9 protein-coding genes are annotated in these 17,978 nt (G+C 57.8%); 4 read left to right on the top strand and 5 right to left on the bottom strand.

What is annotated here, in order from left to right; all coding sequences use genetic code 11:
- The first annotated feature begins 20 nt into the window (after positions 1 to 20).
- From C8D82_RS08075 to C8D82_RS08060, 4 genes are read left to right on the top strand one after another with little or no spacing between them, the layout of a single operon-like run.
- Complete coding sequence (locus C8D82_RS08075) at positions 21 to 2,576, top strand: hypothetical protein (RefSeq protein ID WP_116883765.1); 2,556 nt, start codon at positions 21 to 23, stop codon at positions 2,574 to 2,576.
- A gap of 4 nt (positions 2,577 to 2,580) precedes the next feature.
- The gene (locus tag C8D82_RS08070) at positions 2,581 to 4,752 is read left to right on the top strand and encodes a sialate O-acetylesterase (protein WP_116883764.1); all 2,172 of its coding nucleotides are present in this window, start codon (positions 2,581 to 2,583) and stop codon (positions 4,750 to 4,752) included.
- A gap of 40 nt (positions 4,753 to 4,792) precedes the next feature.
- Positions 4,793 to 6,211, top strand: coding sequence for an acetylxylan esterase (locus C8D82_RS08065; RefSeq protein ID WP_165832923.1), 1,419 nt, complete (start codon positions 4,793 to 4,795; stop codon positions 6,209 to 6,211).
- 24 nt (positions 6,212 to 6,235) lie between these two features.
- The gene (locus C8D82_RS08060; RefSeq protein ID WP_116883762.1) at positions 6,236 to 7,741 is read left to right on the top strand and encodes a sodium:solute symporter family transporter; all 1,506 of its coding nucleotides are present in this window, start codon (positions 6,236 to 6,238) and stop codon (positions 7,739 to 7,741) included.
- A 1,173-nt stretch (positions 7,742 to 8,914) separates the two neighbouring features.
- Here C8D82_RS08060 and C8D82_RS08055 read toward each other — a convergent pair.
- From C8D82_RS08055 to C8D82_RS08040, 5 genes are all read right to left on the bottom strand, one after another.
- Positions 8,915 to 9,523 (bottom strand): hypothetical protein, encoded by a 609-nt coding sequence (locus C8D82_RS08055; protein ID WP_133245112.1) that lies wholly within the window; start codon positions 9,521 to 9,523, stop codon positions 8,915 to 8,917.
- Between the two features lie 344 nt (positions 9,524 to 9,867).
- The gene (locus C8D82_RS20625; protein WP_133245111.1) at positions 9,868 to 10,593 is read right to left on the bottom strand and encodes a hypothetical protein; all 726 of its coding nucleotides are present in this window, start codon (positions 10,591 to 10,593) and stop codon (positions 9,868 to 9,870) included.
- A gap of 70 nt (positions 10,594 to 10,663) precedes the next feature.
- Positions 10,664 to 14,350 carry an RHS repeat domain-containing protein gene (locus C8D82_RS08050; protein ID WP_165832922.1) on the bottom strand — a complete coding sequence of 1,229 codons (3,687 nt, stop codon included), beginning with the start codon at positions 14,348 to 14,350 and terminating at the stop codon, positions 10,664 to 10,666.
- Positions 14,351 to 14,829: 479 nt separating this feature from the next.
- Positions 14,830 to 16,485, bottom strand: coding sequence for a right-handed parallel beta-helix repeat-containing protein (locus tag C8D82_RS08045; protein ID WP_116883759.1), 1,656 nt, complete (start codon positions 16,483 to 16,485; stop codon positions 14,830 to 14,832).
- The gene (locus tag C8D82_RS08040) at positions 16,482 to 17,972 is read right to left on the bottom strand and encodes a right-handed parallel beta-helix repeat-containing protein (RefSeq protein ID WP_133245110.1); all 1,491 of its coding nucleotides are present in this window, start codon (positions 17,970 to 17,972) and stop codon (positions 16,482 to 16,484) included. Before C8D82_RS08040 ends, C8D82_RS08045 begins: the two co-directional genes overlap by 4 nt.
- Between the last annotated feature and the right edge of the window lie 6 nt (positions 17,973 to 17,978).

Raw genomic sequence — 17,978 nt, 5'->3', positions numbered from 1 at the left:
GTAAAAGGGGGAGGATATCCATGTTGAAATATTGTCTGTTTCTGGGGCTGTCGTTCTGCGTGGCGGCGGCCGCCGCTCCGATCGAACGGCTCCGGCTGGAACTGCCGGAAACATCGGACGCCGGGTTGCGGCAGAGCGCCGGCGTGTTCCTGCGGCGGATGAAGGCGCGCGTGCCGCAGCTTGCCGAGGCGGAGGCTGTCTCCGCCGCTCCGAAGGCAGGAGAACTGCTGGTGAAGATCCTGCCGTACTTCCCGGCGGAAAAGTCGCCCGGCCCGGAGGGCTACCGGCTGCGGATCGCATCCGTTCCCGCCGGCGGCGTGGTGGCGGAGGTGACCGGGGCCGACCGGCTCGGCACGCTGTTCGGCCTCGGCGCACTCTACCGGAAAACCGCGCTCGACGGCAGCGGGTTTTCCGTTGACGCCTGTGACGAGACCTCCGCTCCGCGCTATGAGCTGCGCAGCGTCAATCAGGGATGGCCGGTCAATATGGACTCCGGCATGCGCACCGGCACCGGCGCGCGCAAATGGGAGAAGCAGGAGGGGATCGACTATCAGGAGGAGCTGATCCTGCAGGGCATGAACGGCTACACCCACGGCTGGGGCGGCGGAATGCCGGTCGTGCTCGACCGTTACAGGGGCGAAAAAAAGCAGGTCAGTACCTTTGTGATGGATTTCTGCGACGAATACGGGCTGAACTATGTGCTTTCGCACTCGATCAACGGGATCGGCCGGGACAATATGAAGCCGGAGTGGCGCGCGCTGCTGTTCCGTTACCGCTCGTGGCAGCACGCCTGCCCGTCGATTCCGGAGGCGCGCGAGGCGATGATCTGGGGGCATGAGATCGCGGCCAGGCATACGCCGCGCATCGACTATGTGATGCTGCTTCCGGGGGATGTGGCGGGGTGCGACTGCGGGAAGTGCCGCCCGTGGGCGCTGACCTACTACCAGTTGGCGGTGGAGACGGCGCAGGCGATCCACAAATATCACCCGAAGGCCAAAGTGTTCTTCTCCAACCAGGAGTTCAGGACCGAGGCGAACCGGCTGCTGTTCGACCGTTTCTACCGGGACAAATCCCCGGAGTTCGCCGGTTACGCCTACGGCCCCGGCAGCAGTGAAAACTCCTTCTACGGTTATGTGAAGCCCAATCCGGCGTTCGACCGCTATCCGGGCGTCTACCCCGGCAGCGCCTTCCTGAAGTCGCGGCTGAACTATCTGGCGCCGGGGCAGCAGGTACTCGCGTTTATGGATATCGGCCACTGGAAGCGTTCGCAGACCGGCGTGGCCGAGCTTGATCCGGCGTGGTCCGAAACCTATGAGCGGCGCTCGTTCAACGCCTGCCCGGTCCGGCTGGGGCGCGTGTGGCGTGAGGTGCTGCCGTACATCGAGCACGGCATCGGGTATTCGGAGTCGATCTTCGACGATTTCTCGAAGTTCTTCACGCTGCGGCTGCTGTGGAGCCCGGAGTTTTCCGACCGGCAGATCACCCGTGAATACGCGGCGTTTTATTGCGGCGAAAACGTCGCGGAACTGCTGACCGACGCGATCTTCCTGCATGAGCGGAATGTCGAACAGGCAATGCTGCCCAACGGGGAAAACATCCTGAAGTGCCACCGGATGGTCGAAGAAGCGTACCGGAAGATGGCCGCGCCGTACCGGCGGAACAACTGGCGGTTCGACCTTTTCCGGCAGCGCGCCGCGTTCGATGCGTGGATGTGGACCCGGATGGATGCGCAGAAGCGGGTCTATGACCGGGTGCTGACTCAGCTTTCCGGCAAAGTCCCCTCCGCCGGTCAGGTGAAGCGGATGATTGCGGAACTGGAGGAGGCCGGGCGGATTCCGGCGCTGAAGCCGTACCGCGAGATCATGCAGCGGACCGACGATGCGCTCGATGCCGCCGCCGGGCTGCGGTCGATCGCGCTGAAGCGGCTCGACAGCCGCCCGGATCAGGTCGGCGCGGGCTGGCTGATCGCCCGGCTGAAGGAGATCGCCGCCGCGCCGGACGAAGCCGCCGCCCGCAAACTGTGCGACGCCGTGGTGAATTACGACCGGGTCGGCGAACTTGAATACTACGACAACTGCGGCACGCCGGGGGAGATGCCGCACTTCGATCCGAAATCCGGCGAGGTCTATTACGGTTCGGGCCGGATGGTGCGGGATTCGCGGCCTTCGCAGCGTTCCTACAACTTCAGCAGCGAGGCGCTGGACGGGCTGCGGTTCGTCTACCCGGCGGTCGATCCGAAAGCGGCCTACAAGGTTGAGTTCACCTATCCGAATCCCGACGGTGTGACTTTCGCCTTGAACAGCCCGAATGAGTTCGAGGTGTATGCGAACGGGCGGCTGCTCGGCAGGTGTGTGCCGAACAATATGCACTTTGTGAACCCGACCTCCAAAGAGCCGGGGCGCGAACGGCGGCTGCTCAGCCCGGCCTCGGAAAAACCGGAGGATTTCACCCGTTTCTCGCTGGACATCCCGGCGGAAGTGACCGCGTCCGGCGGCGAGGTGGCGATCGAATTCCGCAAGGTGCCGGGCCGGGCGGTCAGCACCTGCATTTCCGAAATCTGGCTGAAAAAGAGATGAGAAGATGAGGAAGGTACGTTATTTCCTGTGGTTGGGGCTGCTGGCGGCGCTGCCGCTCGGCGCGGCGGTGCGGACTCCGGCGGTGTTCGGCGACTCGATGGTGCTGCAGCGGAACCGTCCGCTGCCGGTCTGGGGCTGGGCGGAGCCGGGGGAAGCGGTGAAGGTCACGCTCGGGGAAAGCGTGGCGGAAACCGTCGCCGACGCCTCGGGCCGCTGGCGCGTAACGCTGCCGGCGCGCCCGGAGGGCGGCCCTTGCGAGCTGACGGTGGCCGGTGAAAATACGTTGCGCTTCAAAGATGTGATGATCGGGGAGGTGTGGCTCTGTTCGGGGCAGTCGAATATGGCGTGGCGGCTCAACCAGAGCGAAGGGGCGGAGCAGGCGATCCGCGACTCCGCGAATCCCCGGCTGCGGCTGTTTCAGGTGGAGCGCCACTGGGGACAGGTCGCGCCGGAACAGGGAACCGGCAGATGGCGGGTCAGCTCGCCGGAGAGTTCCGGGACGTTTTCCGGCGTCGGTTACTTTTTCGGGCGCAGGCTCGCGGCGGAGCTGGAGGTCACAGTGGGGCTGATCGACGTGTCGTGGGGCGGCACCCGGATCGAACCGTGGATCAGCCCGGCGGAATTGGGCAACTATCCGCAGCTTGCGGAACTGAACCGGCAGGCGCAGCTGTTCGATCCGGCCTCCGCCGCCCACCGGGAGCGGCTGGAACAGTGGCTTGCCGCCTGTGAAACCTACAACGCCGCCGTGAAGGAGGCGTTGGCGCGGAAATCGCCGCCGCCGCTGCCGCCGAAGTTTCCGGCGGAACTGCGCTGCGCATCGCGCGACGACGTGGGGATGCTGTTCCGCTGGATGATCCGGCCGCTGACGCCGCTGGCGGTCGGCGGAACGATCTGGTATCAGGGGGAGGCCAACCGGCTCGACGGCCTGGTTTATGCGGAAAAACTCAAGGCGCTGGCCACCGGCTGGCGGCGGGAGTTCGCGTCGCCGGAGATGCCGTTCTATCTGGTGCAGCTGGCGCCGTTCGCCTACGCCCGGCAGAATCCGGTGGCGCTGGCGTCGGTGTGGGCGGCGCAGAGCCGCGCGGCGCGGGAGATTCCGAATGCGGGCATGGCGGTGATCAACGACGTCGGCAACCTGCGCGATATCCATCCGGTGAAGAAGCGGCCGGTCGGGGAGCGGCTGGCCGGCCTGGCGCTGCGCCGGACCTTCGGCCGGGAGGTGCCCGCCGAATTTCCGGAGCCGGAGAGCTGGAAGGTCGAGGGCGGAGAGGCCGTGGTGACCTTCCGCAATGCGGCGAAGCTCGCGACGCGCGACGGCAAGGCTCCCGACTGGTTTGAGCTTTGCGACAACCGCGGCATCTGGCATGCGGCGGCGGCCCGGCTGGACGGCTGCCGGGTGATCCTGAGTGCGCCGGATGCGCCGGAACCGAAGGCGGTCCGCTTTGCGTGGAGTCTGGTCGCCGAACCGAATCTGGTCAACGAACACGGCCTGCCCGCCGGCATTTTCCAACTGGGCGAAGCGCCGCTCGCCAACCCGTTGTCGGAACGGATTCCCGAGGCGGCGGGATTTCAGGTTCTCTACCGGGTCAGGCCGCTGGAGGCCGCCTCCGGGCATTCCATCCGTTATGCGCAGGACCGGACGGAGTCGCTGTCCGGGAAGATCGAGCGGGTCGCCTACTTTCTGCGGCTTCGGCCGAAAAAGGGGGAGGAGCAGTTCGTGTACGCGGAGATGGATCCGTTTTCACCGGACCCGAAGAAACTGGGCGTGCCGGTCAGGGAGAGCAGGGCGCGTTTTCAGCAGGATGTGCGGAACGTCCGGATCATTTCCAACGTCCCCGGCGTGGAAAACGGCCTGTTCCCGGAGGGATGCAGCATCGAATTCTGGGATTGCAACTATTCCGGCGCCAATATCCGCAAACTGCCCGGCGCTTCCGACGGGCGCTGTGATTTCGGCGACCGGATGAACCTCTCCACTTCGCCCGGCTACGGCAGCATGCAGCTGCACAATCACCGGCAGCGCCGGACGGTATTCGCATACAACCACTGGAGCGAAGGCGCGTCATGCGACCTCGGCATCGGCAATGCGCCCGCCGGGCATCCGGACTGGACCGGCTCGAAGTCCGGCCGCACCCTGAGCGACGCCGAACTGACGGTACTGGTCAGAACCGGGGAATGAACCTGCGATGAAACAGCATCTTGAAAATGGAGGTATCATCATGAAGCAAAATTCAGCAACCCGCACACAAAAAGCGAACATATTCCCCCGTCCCCTCGTTCCCGCTCTGCGTAAAAGAGAGGGGTTCGGGGGAGAGAAAGCGGCGATTTGCGCCGCGTCTCTCCCCGTACCAAATCTTCTTAACATTTCTCTTACTTTCTGCAAGCTCTCACGCCTTTGCCAATGCTCTGCAAGCGGCAAGTCGGAGCAAAAACGTGAAGTTGTCTTTCCGCAAAAAAGCGGGAAGAGAACTTCACGTTATTGCGGATCTTCTTTCCCCGCCGGGCGACCGCTGCTCCGCCTGTCGACCGCCCCGTACCCGGCACCGGCACCTTGCCGGACGCAGGGGGCGCGGCATGAGGCGGACACGCCCCCCGCATACTGCCGCTTAAGGCCGTTCACCCTTATTGAGCTGCTCGTGGTGATAGCGATCATCGCAATTCTGGCGAGCATGCTGCTGCCCGCACTCAACAAAGCGCGCGAGACGGCTTATCAGGCGAGCTGCCTGAGCAATCTGAAACAGTTGTCGCTGGAGGAACAGAAGCGGGCGGTCCGCGCCGGGGCGATAGCGCCGCGCGAGGTGCCGCTTGAGGTGGAAGAACCGTACCGGGGCCGGTTCGAGCTGTTCGACGTGACCGTGGCGACTCCCGGCACGAAGCCGGTCCGGGCGTATTTGACCAGGCCCGCGGGTGAACCGGGGCGGAAGTTCCCGGCGATGGTGACGTGGCACGCCGCCGGAGTGCGCAGCGCGATGCCGCAGTACCGGTTCGCCGGAATGGGGCTGCTGGTGCTAGATGTGAACGCCCACGGCATCGGCAACGGCGGCAGCCATGAGGAGTACGTCCGGCTCTACCGCACCACGATGAAGGATTACCGCTTTGAAGGCGCCGATGACCGGGAGAAAATCTATTTCAACGGCATGTACCGGCGGCTGATCCGGGCGCTGGACTATTTGAAAGCCCGCCCCGACTGGGACGGCCGGACCCTGATCGTGTACGGCGGCAGTCAGGGGGGCGCACAGGCGCTGGCCGCCGCGGGACTGGACCCGGCGGTGACGGCGGTGATCGCCCACGAACCGGCGATGTGCGACCACGGCGCGCCGCTGGCGGGCAGGACGGCGGGCTGGCCGCGCTTTATCCGCATGAAGGGCGGCAAACCGGCCGATCCGGCGGTGGCGCGGGCGGTGGCCTACTACGACAGCGCCTTTTTCGCGGCGCGGATCAGGCGGGCGGAGTGCCTGGTGCTGACCGGCTTCATCGATACGACCTGCGTGCCGTCGAGCGTGTACGCGGCGTTCAATTCGATTCCGTCGGCGTCGAAACGGATCGTGAATTTCCCGCAGGCGATCCACGGCAGCTACCCGGAATTCGACCGGGTGACCGATGAATTTCTGGCCGGCTTGCTCAGGCCGGGAAAATAAAAACAAGCTACGGAAAGAAAGACAATGCGTATTCTCGATCTTCTCGCGGTCGTCCTGTTCCTCGCCGGGATGGCGGGCATGGGCGTCTGGTTCGCCCGCAAAAACACCAGCACGGAGGCGTACTTCCTCGGCAACCGCTCCTTTCCGGGGTGGGCGATCGGCATTTCGATGCTGGGCACTTCGATCAGTTCGGTCACGTTTCTGGCGATTCCGGCGGCGGCTTACGTGCTGGACTACCGGCAGGCGGTCACGAATCTGGCGCTGCCTTTTGTGGCGGTGATCGCGCTGATCTTCTTTATCCCGCTCTTCCGGCAGGGGAACATGACCAGCGCGTTTGAATATCTGGAAAAGCGGTACGGCGTGCTGATCCGCTCCTATGCGGCGCTGAGTTTTCTGGTGCTGCAGGTGGTGCGCCTCGCGATGATCCTCTATCTGGTGTCGATTCCGATCGAGGGGATGCTGGGAATTCCGATCCTGTGGATCATCATCGTCGGCGGCGTGGTGGTCAGTTTGTACACGGTGTTCGGCGGCATCGAAGCGGTGGTCTGGACCGATGTGGTGCAGACTTTCATCCTGCTCGGCGGCGGGCTGCTCTGCCTCGGATTGATGGTCTGGGACCTGCCCGGCGGTTTCGGGCAGGTGATTGAAATCGGCACGGAATTCAACAAATTCAGCCTCGGCCCGATGCGGGGCGGCTTCAACGAACGCACCTTCTTCGCGGTGCTGCTGCTGGGGCTGGTCAATTTCACCAACGAGTATGCGAGCAACCAGAATGTGGTGCAGCGTTACATCGCGTCGAAGTCGCTGCGCGAAGCGCGCAAGGCGACGCTGATCTGCATGTTCATGAGCGTGCCGACGTGGATGAGCTTCTTCTTTCTCGGCAGCTGCATGTTCGCGTTTTACCACGTGTTCCCGGAACCGGCGGTCGCGGCGATGGCGGCGGACGAGGTGCTGCCGCACTTCATCCTGACCCGCACCCCGCCGTTTGTCGGCGGAACCATCATCGCGGCCTGCCTTGCGGCGGCGATGTCGTCGCAGTCCAGCTCGATCAACGCGATTTCGACGATCTGCACGGTGGACTTCGTGAAGCGGTTCGGCCGTCCCCGCACCGACCGGGAGCATCTGGTGATTGCCAAGCTGATCGCCGGAGCGGCAAGCGTGCTGATGATCGGCGGGGCGATCCTGATCTGCTATATTCCCAAGGAGAGCATGAATGACTTCGGGCTGATCATCGGCTCGCTGTTCGGCGGCGGCATCCTGAGCATTTTCCTGCTCGGCTTTTTCTCCACGAGGGTCGGAAACCGTGCGATCATCGCCGGAACCGCCGTGGCGCTCTGTTTCAATCTCTATCTGATGCTGAACACGTTCGGCTGGCTGCCGCCGGGGTTGGCATTGCCGGTTCACTCTTACTGGACCACAATCCTGGTGAATGCATTGCTCTTTGTGGTTGCGTATGTGCTGGCGTGGCTTGTTCCGAATCGCCGCGACCTCACCGGACTGACCGTCTGGACGCTGCCGCGCACCGAATGAGAGAAATGGCATTAAAAAGTTTACCCGCCGACTCGCGGCCCGGCTGGCGATGTATCGGAATGGAGTTCAGTCTCGCCAGAGACTGAATAAAAATAAATCGAAATTCTATTCCAATGCAAGAACCGTTCCGTTCATCGACGGGTAAACAACTTTTCATCAACGCTGACTGAAAACCTGTTACTGGATTTCTTATTCAGTCAACACTGAATAATATAACGATAAAATTTCAGAAATCAACCGGAAATCTGATTATATTTGCAAAAAAATATAAAATAATTATAAAAATATGATTTGACGGAGATAAAAAACGCAATTTCCTTTCCCTATTGATCAGCATAATGCTTCAGAGAGTGTTTTGCAACCCCGGAGACGGAGTTATTGCCGATTTTTTGAAGAAGAAGTGCTTCGCGCGACAGTTGCGCCAAGCTTTTTCATTCCTTGAAAAATTTTCAAATCAGCCTTTCCCCGTGTCGGGGAGGCGCGACCGAATTGCGCACGATCAACCTCCCGGTGCGGAGCCCGTAGGGTCGGCGAAGCCGACTTCAGCTCCGCTTTCCAATCGCATTGTTCCCCTGCTTATGCACATGACCGCATAAGAGTGATGCGCGACTTGAAAGCGGAGATGAATCTCCACACTCCAGAGATGCTTCGCATCGGGGAGGCGCAGCCGGGCGTCGAAGCCTGCGCTGCTTCAAAGCTGTTTGCCCGCCGATTCGCGAAACGGTAACGACTTTCGGAATAGCCGTTCCCACCCGGGAGCGACCGAATAAATAAATCGAAATTCTTTCTTCCAGAGGTGACGTTCCGTTCATCGGCGGATAAACAAAAATTTTCAAATCAGCCTCTCCCCGTATCGGGGAATTTCCTTTAGAGTACGGAGCGAAACGGTTTCGGGTTTCCGCTTCTCCTGAACAGTGAATGACAGCCTCTTGCATTCACAACTCCGTCGACCAGAAACAGTTCACTTCGTACTCTGAAGGAGTCTGTCCGCCGTACGGCGAGGCCTGCGATTGTCGGGATCACAGGGTGCTGCGGAGGTGATGCCGGATCGCGTACCGGCGGACAGACAAAAAGTTTCAATCAACACTTCCGGGGATTTCTCCCCGGAGCTGCATTCCCGTCTTGTTGGAAATGGCAAATGTGCCTGTTAGCAGGGGAAATGCCTTGTTTGCCCTATTGTTTATTTTCCTGTTCCCATATCTTCATAAAGGGAAGTTCCATTCCCAAATTACGAAGGAAATTGATGTGTAATTTCATTCTGTTTTTCTGGTATGAATGAGGAGGAGTTGTATACAGGCAAGTAGCTTCCTTCTCCTTTTCTGGAAAAATATAAAGGAAAATGGCATTTCCACTGCTTCGCACGGGAAAGTGGTCATCAGATAGATTTGCAGTATCTTCCTTTAACTGATCAATGATACTGAAAATAGAAGTGGGTATTCTTCGTTCCTTTATCGTAAAGTTATGGATATTTTTATTATCTATCTTCATTTCATATATCATAGACTCAGCGATAAGCCAACATTGAGTTTGCGGAGTTGAACTATCCAACCAGATGAAAACCAGTTTAAGGTTATCTACATGATGGCGCAGAAGAAACGGTTTGACAATGGAGTTCCAAATCTCATAAGTGCGTTCCAAATTTTCTCTTTTCTCATCGAAAAATGGTTTTGAACAGTAATGTTCAATGGATTTTTTCAGAGATTGTTCTATCAAAAAATCCTCTGCCATGCATACAGGTATCATACATATAGCAAATAAAAGCAGAAGGCTGTTCAGTTTCACTTGGTTATTCATCTGTCTTGTTGGCTGAAATCTATGACATCGCCGTTGATGGTCTTCGAGATTACTTTTTATAAAGATAATAGGCAATGGTTCCTTTTGCAATATTCTGTAGCTCAAATATCTGAGTAAATCAAAATCTTGCAACGGTTTCAAATTATTGATGTGTAGTGAGATCCATGATAACAACTGTTTCTTGCTCTATTCATCCGATGTCATGCCGAGAAAGATTGCAAAACTTTCACTGAGAATCCAGTAACTTGGCACTTTTCAATTTTTTCTGATAGAATTTACAGAATAAAGAATACAGAGCTTGTTTGGGTTCTGGTGTATAAAAGCTGGTTCTATTACCATTTCTCTTGAAATTCAGAGAGCGATAATTTTAATCTGGCATTTTTATCACGCTTACGCATGAGTTCCAGATATTCGGAAAACTCAGATAGAAATATTTGTTCGCTTGAAATTCCTTTTTCATTTAATAGAACAGGCCCCCAAATTGCGAAGGGGAAACTATGCCTTCCATTAGTCTTATTCCATACGGTGCAAAAGAATATCAATCGACCACCGTTTAAATATTCCTCTAATTCTGGTTTGAAAGGATGGGTTTCACTGATGATATCTTCCCATGATAGGAGAGATTTTTTGATGGATGCAATATTTTGCCAGCAAATTTTTAATTTCTTTTGGTTTTCTTCATCAAGCTTACTTTGCCATAACTCTACTTCATTTCTGTTATAATCAATAAAGAAATGATAACAAAACTGCTCTGTCAACAAAGTACTTGATAACCAGGAAGGCTTTTGCCCACTTTTTACAAGGCCTTCAACCAAAACACGCGGGCCGTCATGGTTATTCTTTAGTTCATTTTTATAAAAATGAATAATCTTATCTCGGATCGGCAACTGTCCATTTTCGGGATTTGACAGCGAGTTATCAGAATATGAAGAAGAATTGTTATTTTGGTTCAGCACAGTTTGCAGCTCTTCTATAGCAGGTAAAGGCATATTTTCCATTGCAAGAGTAGAAGTAAACAATCCCATGATAACCCAAAAGAAAAAAAATCTCATATTCATATTAAAATCTTCATATTTTGATCACTTCTTCCGGTTTATTAAATTAATAACCCGGAAGAAGTGAATGACTTTACTCTATTACATATTTTCCATACGTTTTTCGTCTTTTATCAGAACCAATATCTTTCCAATATTGATTTTCTTCCTTACAGGCTTCTAATTCTCTCGTCTTGTCATCCATATCATCCAATCTTCCATCTATAAACTGCTTTGCATGAGTCAATTCATGTAGCATAAGCGCTTCATCATCAGGATAATAACCGTCATTTTCACTATACTTATCTTTAAGTTGACTTTCATCAAAAGTATAATAAAAAGTCGCTTTTTCTCCTGCAGTCCCCATCGGCATTAAGCCTGCTTTTCCGCCATTCCAAGAGTCAGGCATAACAATAATCTCTTTATCGCTATCTTTAATTGCCTTTACTAGGGCGGCCCCGCTGGAATCCGTTCGTGCTTCTATTGCTGCAATTGTTGCATTAAATTTGGCTTGATCACTTGGTGAGACAGTCCTCGAAAATTTGATTTTCCCTCCCAGCCAGTCGATATTCATGGTCACGCCATTATTGACATACGCGAGATTATTCCAGCCGTCAGGATACCCGAGCGGATCGGTGGTCTGCCATTTCCCCAAATCCGCGCGGTAGTTGCGGAACAGGAAGCTATACCCCAATCCGTCGATTTCGGGCTTGCCGGTGAAGAAGTTTACCGCGAGGTTGGGCTTCTCGCCGGGCTTGAGTTCGCCGAAAGCGTCGCGGTCGATGGCGCTGAACTTTTCGCTGTCTTTTACTCCGAGGGTGTTGCCGAGCATGTCGTCGAAGAGCATTTTGTCTCCGGCGAGGATCGGATTGCCTCCGGTTACGGCAGGCTCGTTCACGTATTTCAGGTTGTTGCGGCTCAGCAGCGCGAGGCCGTCCCACAGGAAGGTTTCTTTGCTGTCGCCGTAGTCTGCCGTAGCAAGCTGGCCGAGCATATCATAGGTATAGGTCTGCGTGGTCTTGCCGTTTTCGGCGACCTGCATCACCTTGTCGAGCCATCCGTAGGCAAAGGTCTTTTCGCCCTCTTTGACCATGCGGCCTGCCGCGTCGTATTCGTATTTCGTGACTTTGCCGTCGGCGGTTTTGCTGCTGACCAGCTGGTTCGCCTTGTCGTAGGTGTAGGTCGTGGTTTTGCCCGCGACAGTCTTGCTCAGGATATTGCCCGCCGGATCGTACACATATTTCTCGACCTCCTTGCCCGCCGGATCGATGACCGCAAGCAGCTGGCCGATCTTGTCGTACTTGTAGCTCTGCTTTACGCCGCCGACTTCGCGGCCGCTGATCGTTCCATCCTTGTCATAGAAATACTTCAAACTTGCTGCATCCTCCATGCCCGCGATGCTCTTCGCGGCGAGCTGTCCGAGTTTGGTGTAACTGTACCGGACGGCGATGCCGTTGGTGGTGCGGGTCACGAGCTGATTCTTCGTGTTGTACGCATAAGTGACGGTATCGGAACCGGATACGATCTTCGCGAGTCTGCCGAACTCGTCGTATTCGCGCTTTTCGCTGAACGTCACGCCGTCGGCGGTGGTCACGCGGCCGATGCGCTGGCCGTAGTTGTTGTACGCGTAGCGGCTGACCGTCTTGCTCGTCTTGCCGTTTTCGACGGCGGTTTCGATCTTTTCAGTCATCCTGCCGAAGTAATCGTAGGCGTAAGTCGCGCTGCGCTTTGCAGTTGCATCAACCTTGGAACTCGCGATCAGTTTGCCCCAACTGTCGTATTGGAAGGTTTCGACCTGCCCTTTGCCGTAGTCCGCCTTGACCAGCCGGTCGCAGTCGTCGTATTCGTAACCGATCTTGCGATCCGCCTGCTTCTGATCCGCGAAACGCGAAATCACCGCGCTCAGCATCCCGTTCTTGTCATGCAGGTAACTGGTCAGCTGGTTTTCGGCGGTGCGCTTGCCCGCGAGTCCGAAGCCGTTGTAGTTGAAGTTGATCTCGTGACGGTTCTGGTCCAGCACCTTGGCGAGCTGGCCGATGCTGTCGTACAGATATTCGACGCTGGTTTCGTTCGGCAGGAACTCCTTGACCACCTTGCCCAACTCGTTGTATTCAGCGGACTTGACCCGCCCTTTGTGGTCGCGGTACTGCGCCGGAAGCCCCTGCGCGTTGTACGCGATTTCGAGGCTGCTCAACAGCTCTTCGCCGTCGAGACGCGCCATTTTCGCGATGCGCCCGGCCTCGTCGTAGGCGTATTTCGTGGTCACGCCGTTCGGCGCGGTCGCCGAAATCAAGCGGTTGTAGCGGTCGTATTCAAAAGAGGTAAATTGTTCAAACACATTGCCGACCCGGCTCGGATAGCCGTTGCGGTTGTACACGATCGAAGTCTCGCTCTGGCCGTCACTTACGTTGGTCGGCTGATTGTAGGCATTATAGCGGATGCGGGTTTCGACCGCCGACTTGCCGGACTGGTCCAACTGCATGGAGGCGATCGGGTTGCGCTTCGCATCGTAGCGGAACGCCGCCACCGGTTCGCGCTTGAGCTGGTTCGCCGCGCGGCGCTCCACCAGTTCCACTTCGCCTAACTTGTTGGAGGTGAAGTAGATTTCGTTGCCCGCGATGTCGCGGATCCGGCTGACCTGCCCGGTCAGCTTGTCATAGCGGTAACTGACCACCACCCGGTCGCGCCCGTCCACGATCTGCCGCACCTTGCCGTTGTACGCAACATCATAACGCTTAAAGTAATAGATCGTCTGCGTCAGGCCGTTGAAACCGGTGGTTTTGAAGATGCCGGTCTCGGCGTTGTAGTCGAATTTCGCCTCGCGTTTCGCCCGGTCGGTCAGCACCAGCTGCCCCGGCTTGTCGGAGAGATAACGGTAATTGAAGAAGCGGTCCGCCTTGATCCGGCCCGCCACCGCGACCCGCTGCGGCTTCTCCTTTTCGGCGACCGCTTTCAGGTAGTTCAGCCGCTGCGCCTCGGTTTCATGCTCCACCGCAAGCTTATCAACGAACTTATCCTGTTTGATGAGAGCGAGATAGCCGTCCTTGTCATAACCGAACTGCACCGGAGCGGTTCCCGTCGACGCGATCGCGGTCAGCCGCGCGCGCATCAGTTCCGCCGCCTTGCCGTTCACCGTCTCCGGCAGCACCAGCAGCTTGCCCGAAGCGTAGGCGAGTTGGTGCGCTACCCCGTTGATTTTCAACTCCTTGACGAGATTGCCCTCGTAGGAGAGTTCGAGGAACGCCTTGCCGTCCTGCGTCACCGCCGTCGGGCGGCCGTCGTAGTAGCTGAACTCGATTTTGCGCCCCGACGGAGCCGTGATTGCGATCAGCTTCGCGTCGCGGTAGGCCAGTTTCCAGCCCTCCAGCGTGCGCTTGCCGTAGAAGATCCAGTTCCCTTCTTTGCCGTCGGCCTCCCACTCCGAATACGGCGAAAAGTACGGTTTCGGCCCCTTCATCGCGTCTTTGTAGAGGTCGAGGATGTCTTTGTCTTTGGTCTTGGCGAAGAAGCGGATTTTCTCTCCCCACGGAGTCGTCCACAGCACGCCGTCCTTTTCCGGAATCGCCGAACTTTCCAGCTGCGGGCTGCGCCACGAAGTCCCGAACAGCCCCGCGTCCGCCGAATCCGAACGGTAGATCAGCTGCACCGGATACCGCAATTCGGGCGAAAAATTGGCTCCGCCCAGCTCCCGGCTCACGATGTAGCCGTTTTCGCTCAGCGAAGCCTTCCCCGCCGTCATCGGCGACGAACGAAAGTTCAGTTGTTCCGCTCCGTACCCCATCAGGCCCCCCGCCGCCATCGTCAAACCGATGGCCCAACATTTGATTCTCCTTGCAAAAGACAATTTACACCTCTCTATCGGGTTTTTCAAACTGTCGGTGAACAGACCTTTGCCTCCCCCTCCGCACTTCCGGTCTGTTCATTCAGTTCCTTGTTATTATACCATAAAAAATAATGAATTTCAATAGGAGGTCAATAAGATTAATGGAAATATCATTCGCTTATGGATTCAAGTAATTAATACGATATGATGTGATGCTGTGACAATATGAAATAAAATCCGTCAAATGCCGTCAATAAGAATCATCGTTGCAATTATCAGTGACGATTGCAGTTGTGAACTTTTGTCAAGTTGAAACTTTATGAAATAATACCGTTGCGGCAGCGGATGGGCTGCAAAAACAACCGCCTCCTGCCGGGACAGGCGATGTGCCATATCCGGCGGGAGGCGGCAATTCTCTTGAACTGCAGCGAAATCCCCTATTGGGTGACGTTGGCGGAGTTGATGATCCAGACCGGTTTCAGGCCGGTGAAGCCGCAGTCGCGGCCCGGCGTCTTTTTGCCGAACGCGGTGTTCACGAGACGGTTGTCTTTGAGGGTGACGCCGTCAGCGGCAAAGAGGAAAATTCCGGCGGCGGGGCAGGTGTCGACGGAGTTCCCGGTGATGGTGATGTTCCGGTTGCCCTTGAAGGTGCCGGAGTAATCTTCCAGCCGGGCGAAAACGCTGATCGCGCCGTTGGCATAGGAGTCCGGCTGGAGCATCATATTGCAGCCGACGTCACGGATTTTGTTATTGCGGATCTGAATATTCTCCACCCAGCCCGCTTCGCGCCAGTAGCCGTATTCGGCGCCGACGGTGATCGCGGCGTGTTTGATCCGCTCGAAACGGTTGTTTTCGATCACGCCGTCGGAGGCCATGATGCGCAGCGCCCGCCCGCGATGGTCGTGGAAGCGGGAGTCGCGGATTTCAAAGCCGTTCGCGCCGATGGCGGGAATGTCGAAAAAGAGGCCGGCCTTCACCGGAGCGCCGCCGGGTTCGAGGGTGATTTCATAGGCGGTCCAGTCCTTGAGCCCGTCGCCGCGGTTGAAGTAGAACTTCTTCAGCGTTTCCCGGTCATACTTGCGCGGGGAGGGGCGGAAACTTCTGATCACCGCTTCTCCGACGACGGAATAATCGGAAGGATCGAGCAGCCGCAGTCTGTCGCCGGGGCGGACCACTTTGGCGAACTCCTCGTGCTTATAGGGGCGGAGTGTGTCGAAGGTGGTTTCATCCAGCAACTGGACGACCGGCAGCGCGACGGAGTGCAGGTTCACCGAATCGTCCCCCATAAAGGAGAAGTCGCAGTTGACCAGCTTGGGGCCGCGCCGGATATAGGCGTAGTTCAGCCCGTCGGCGCAGGTCGAAAGCAGCCGCTCCGCGTCGGCCTCCGCCGGTCTGGGGCCGCGCGCCAGTTTCACATTGATCAATTCGTCGCCGCCCTCGCTGAAGCGGTTGCAGAAACCGAGGCTGGGGCAGGTGTGGATGGTGATGTTTTCAAAGCGCACCGGTCCGCAGCCGGTCAGGTAAAACGCGCCGTTCTTGCGCTGGTTCAGCGCGACCCGGTCCCCCGCGGCGAACGCCGGCTCCGGTTTCGAGGCGCGGAACCGGCCGTGCCGGGCGTCGATGATTTCGGTCCTGCCGTAGAGGTCGGCGGCATCGCGCTTCCACTCTTTGCCGTCGGCGGTGAACAGGTGCATCCGCCCCACCGCGTAGGGGCCGGTCAGGTCGGGATAGCCCTTGTCGATCGTGAACTCCACTATCCGGGAATCCGGCGAAACCGAGGTGATCACCCCCTGTGTGAAAGGCAGCGGGTCGTAGTCGACCGTCAGGTTTTTGACGGTCACATTGCGGCAGTTGCTCAGCCGGACCGCGTGTTTCAGGTCGGTCATCACCAGTCTGGCGCCGTTGCCGTCGATGGTCACGCCGTCGAGTTTTTTCAGTTCGACGGTGCGGCCGGAACGGTATTCGGGCTGCGTAAGCACGATCTCCTTTTTGCCGGAGGAAATTCCGGCGGCGATCTCCTGCTGCAGTCCGACCGGGGCGGCCGCCAGCGTCCCGGCCAGCAGCGGCAGGGCGAAAAACAATGAATATTTCATTTTAAAACAGCTCCTTTTTTGACGATTCCGGCCGGTGTGGCCTGATAATTTTTCAGACGGTCGTAAATTTGCCAGACCGGTTCAGGCAATTGGGCGCCGATCCGCTGCGAACGGCGGCCGGGAGCGCCGGGGTTTTCACTGGACTTGCGCCCCGTGAGCCGGAACTCCTCGGCTTTGGAACCTCGGTCCAGTTTCAGCGCCGTCAGGGCGGGGGAGGTCCCCGGAACTTCGGATTTTCCTTTGTACCAGTGCCCCGCATTCGGCGCGTACCGGTTGCCGGCGAGGTTGACGCGCAGCGCGGCCGGCTGGTCCGGCAGCTTCACATAGTAACGGGCGAAGCCGCGCAGCAGCGACTTTTCTACGCTCAGCGAACCGGTCGCGGAACGCGGCTCCAGCGACAGGAAGCCGGTGCCGTTGCGCATCGTGCAGCCGAAAAAGGAGAGCGCCCCCGCTTCCAGCATCGCCAGATTGTTCTTCCCGTTTCCGATCAGCACGCAGTTGGAAAAGGTGATCTTCGACCGGCCCCGCTGCCAGACCAGTTCCGCCGGTTCCGCATCGGCGATCAGGCACTCTTCGAAAAGCGCGCTCGAATCGTTGTTCAGGAACACCGCCGCCTCGAAGGTGCTGTCGATCAGCACGCACCGTTTGTAAACTCCATTGCTCTGCCCGACGTTGCAGACCGCCGAGCTGGCGCAGTTCACCGCGCCGCAATCCTGATAGTAGACGCTGCTCGCGTCGTGGATCGACATTCCCTGGCCGCAGTTGTTGTAGGCCAGGCAGTTGAGGTACATCGCACTTTTCGGCGTTTCCGCCGCGTCGAAGCCGTCGTTCCAGGAAAACATCATCGTAAAGTTGCGCACAATCGTGTGGTCGCGGTGGATGTAGAAGCCGTAGTTGGCGGGGAGTTCGATTTTCAGGTCGGAGAGCTGTCTGCCCTCCGGCAACCGGTAGAGGACCTTGCGCTCCTTTTTGTTCCACCAGAAGCCGTTGGGCGTTTTTTCCAGCGTTTCACGGTCGAGCAGGTTCGGTGCGGCCTTGCCGTTCACAAACCAGATCTGCGTGCCGGGCAGCCAGTAGTTTTTGCTCATGTCCCGGCGGAAAAAGTTGCTCATCGGGTCGAACGGCAGCGAATAGACGCCGTCGGCCTCCTTGCTCCACGCTTCCGCCGGAATTACCGCCAGCCCCGAAACCACCGCTCCGTTGCCCTCCACCACCAGCGGCGAATCCGCCGTGCCGCCGGTCAGCAGCCGCAATCCCCGTTCCTTGCCGGGGCCGCCGTAGGGAAGCGAATAGGGCGTTCCGGTGTCGGCGACTTCGATCCGCCCGCCGGTTTTGACCAGTTTGCAGGCGCGTTCGATCGAAGCGAGCGGCTTCTCCCGGGAGCCGTCGTTGGCGTCGCTGCCTTTGAGGTTGTCCACATACAGCGTCGGAGCCGCCGTCAGCAGCGTTCCGGCCAGCAGTGCGGAGAGTGTCAGCAGAAATTTCATTTCATA

Source organism: Victivallis vadensis, from assembly GCF_003096415.1.
GTDB classification, from domain to species: domain Bacteria; phylum Verrucomicrobiota; class Lentisphaeria; order Victivallales; family Victivallaceae; genus Victivallis; species Victivallis vadensis.
The sequence above is the reverse complement of the archived record's forward strand: the minus strand, read 5'-3'. Positions and strand labels throughout refer to the sequence as shown.

Bases quoted from the DNA above. Each gene is read 5' to 3' on its own strand.
- C8D82_RS08075 (WP_116883765.1), top strand. From the start codon at position 21: ATGTTGAAATATTGTCTGTTTCTGGGGCTGTCGTTCTGCGTGGCGGCG.
- C8D82_RS08070 (WP_116883764.1), top strand. From the start codon at position 2,581: ATGAGGAAGGTACGTTATTTCCTGTGGTTGGGGCTGCTGGCGGCGCTG.
- C8D82_RS08065 (WP_165832923.1), top strand. From the start codon at position 4,793: ATGAAGCAAAATTCAGCAACCCGCACACAAAAAGCGAACATATTCCCC.
- C8D82_RS08060 (WP_116883762.1), top strand. From the start codon at position 6,236: ATGCGTATTCTCGATCTTCTCGCGGTCGTCCTGTTCCTCGCCGGGATG.
- C8D82_RS20625 (WP_133245111.1), bottom strand. From the start codon at position 10,593: ATGAATATGAGATTTTTTTTCTTTTGGGTTATCATGGGATTGTTTACT.
- C8D82_RS08050 (WP_165832922.1), bottom strand. From the start codon at position 14,350: ATGGGGTACGGAGCGGAACAACTGAACTTTCGTTCGTCGCCGATGACG.
- C8D82_RS08045 (WP_116883759.1), bottom strand. From the start codon at position 16,485: ATGAAATATTCATTGTTTTTCGCCCTGCCGCTGCTGGCCGGGACGCTG.
- C8D82_RS08040 (WP_133245110.1), bottom strand. From the start codon at position 17,972: ATGAAATTTCTGCTGACACTCTCCGCACTGCTGGCCGGAACGCTGCTG.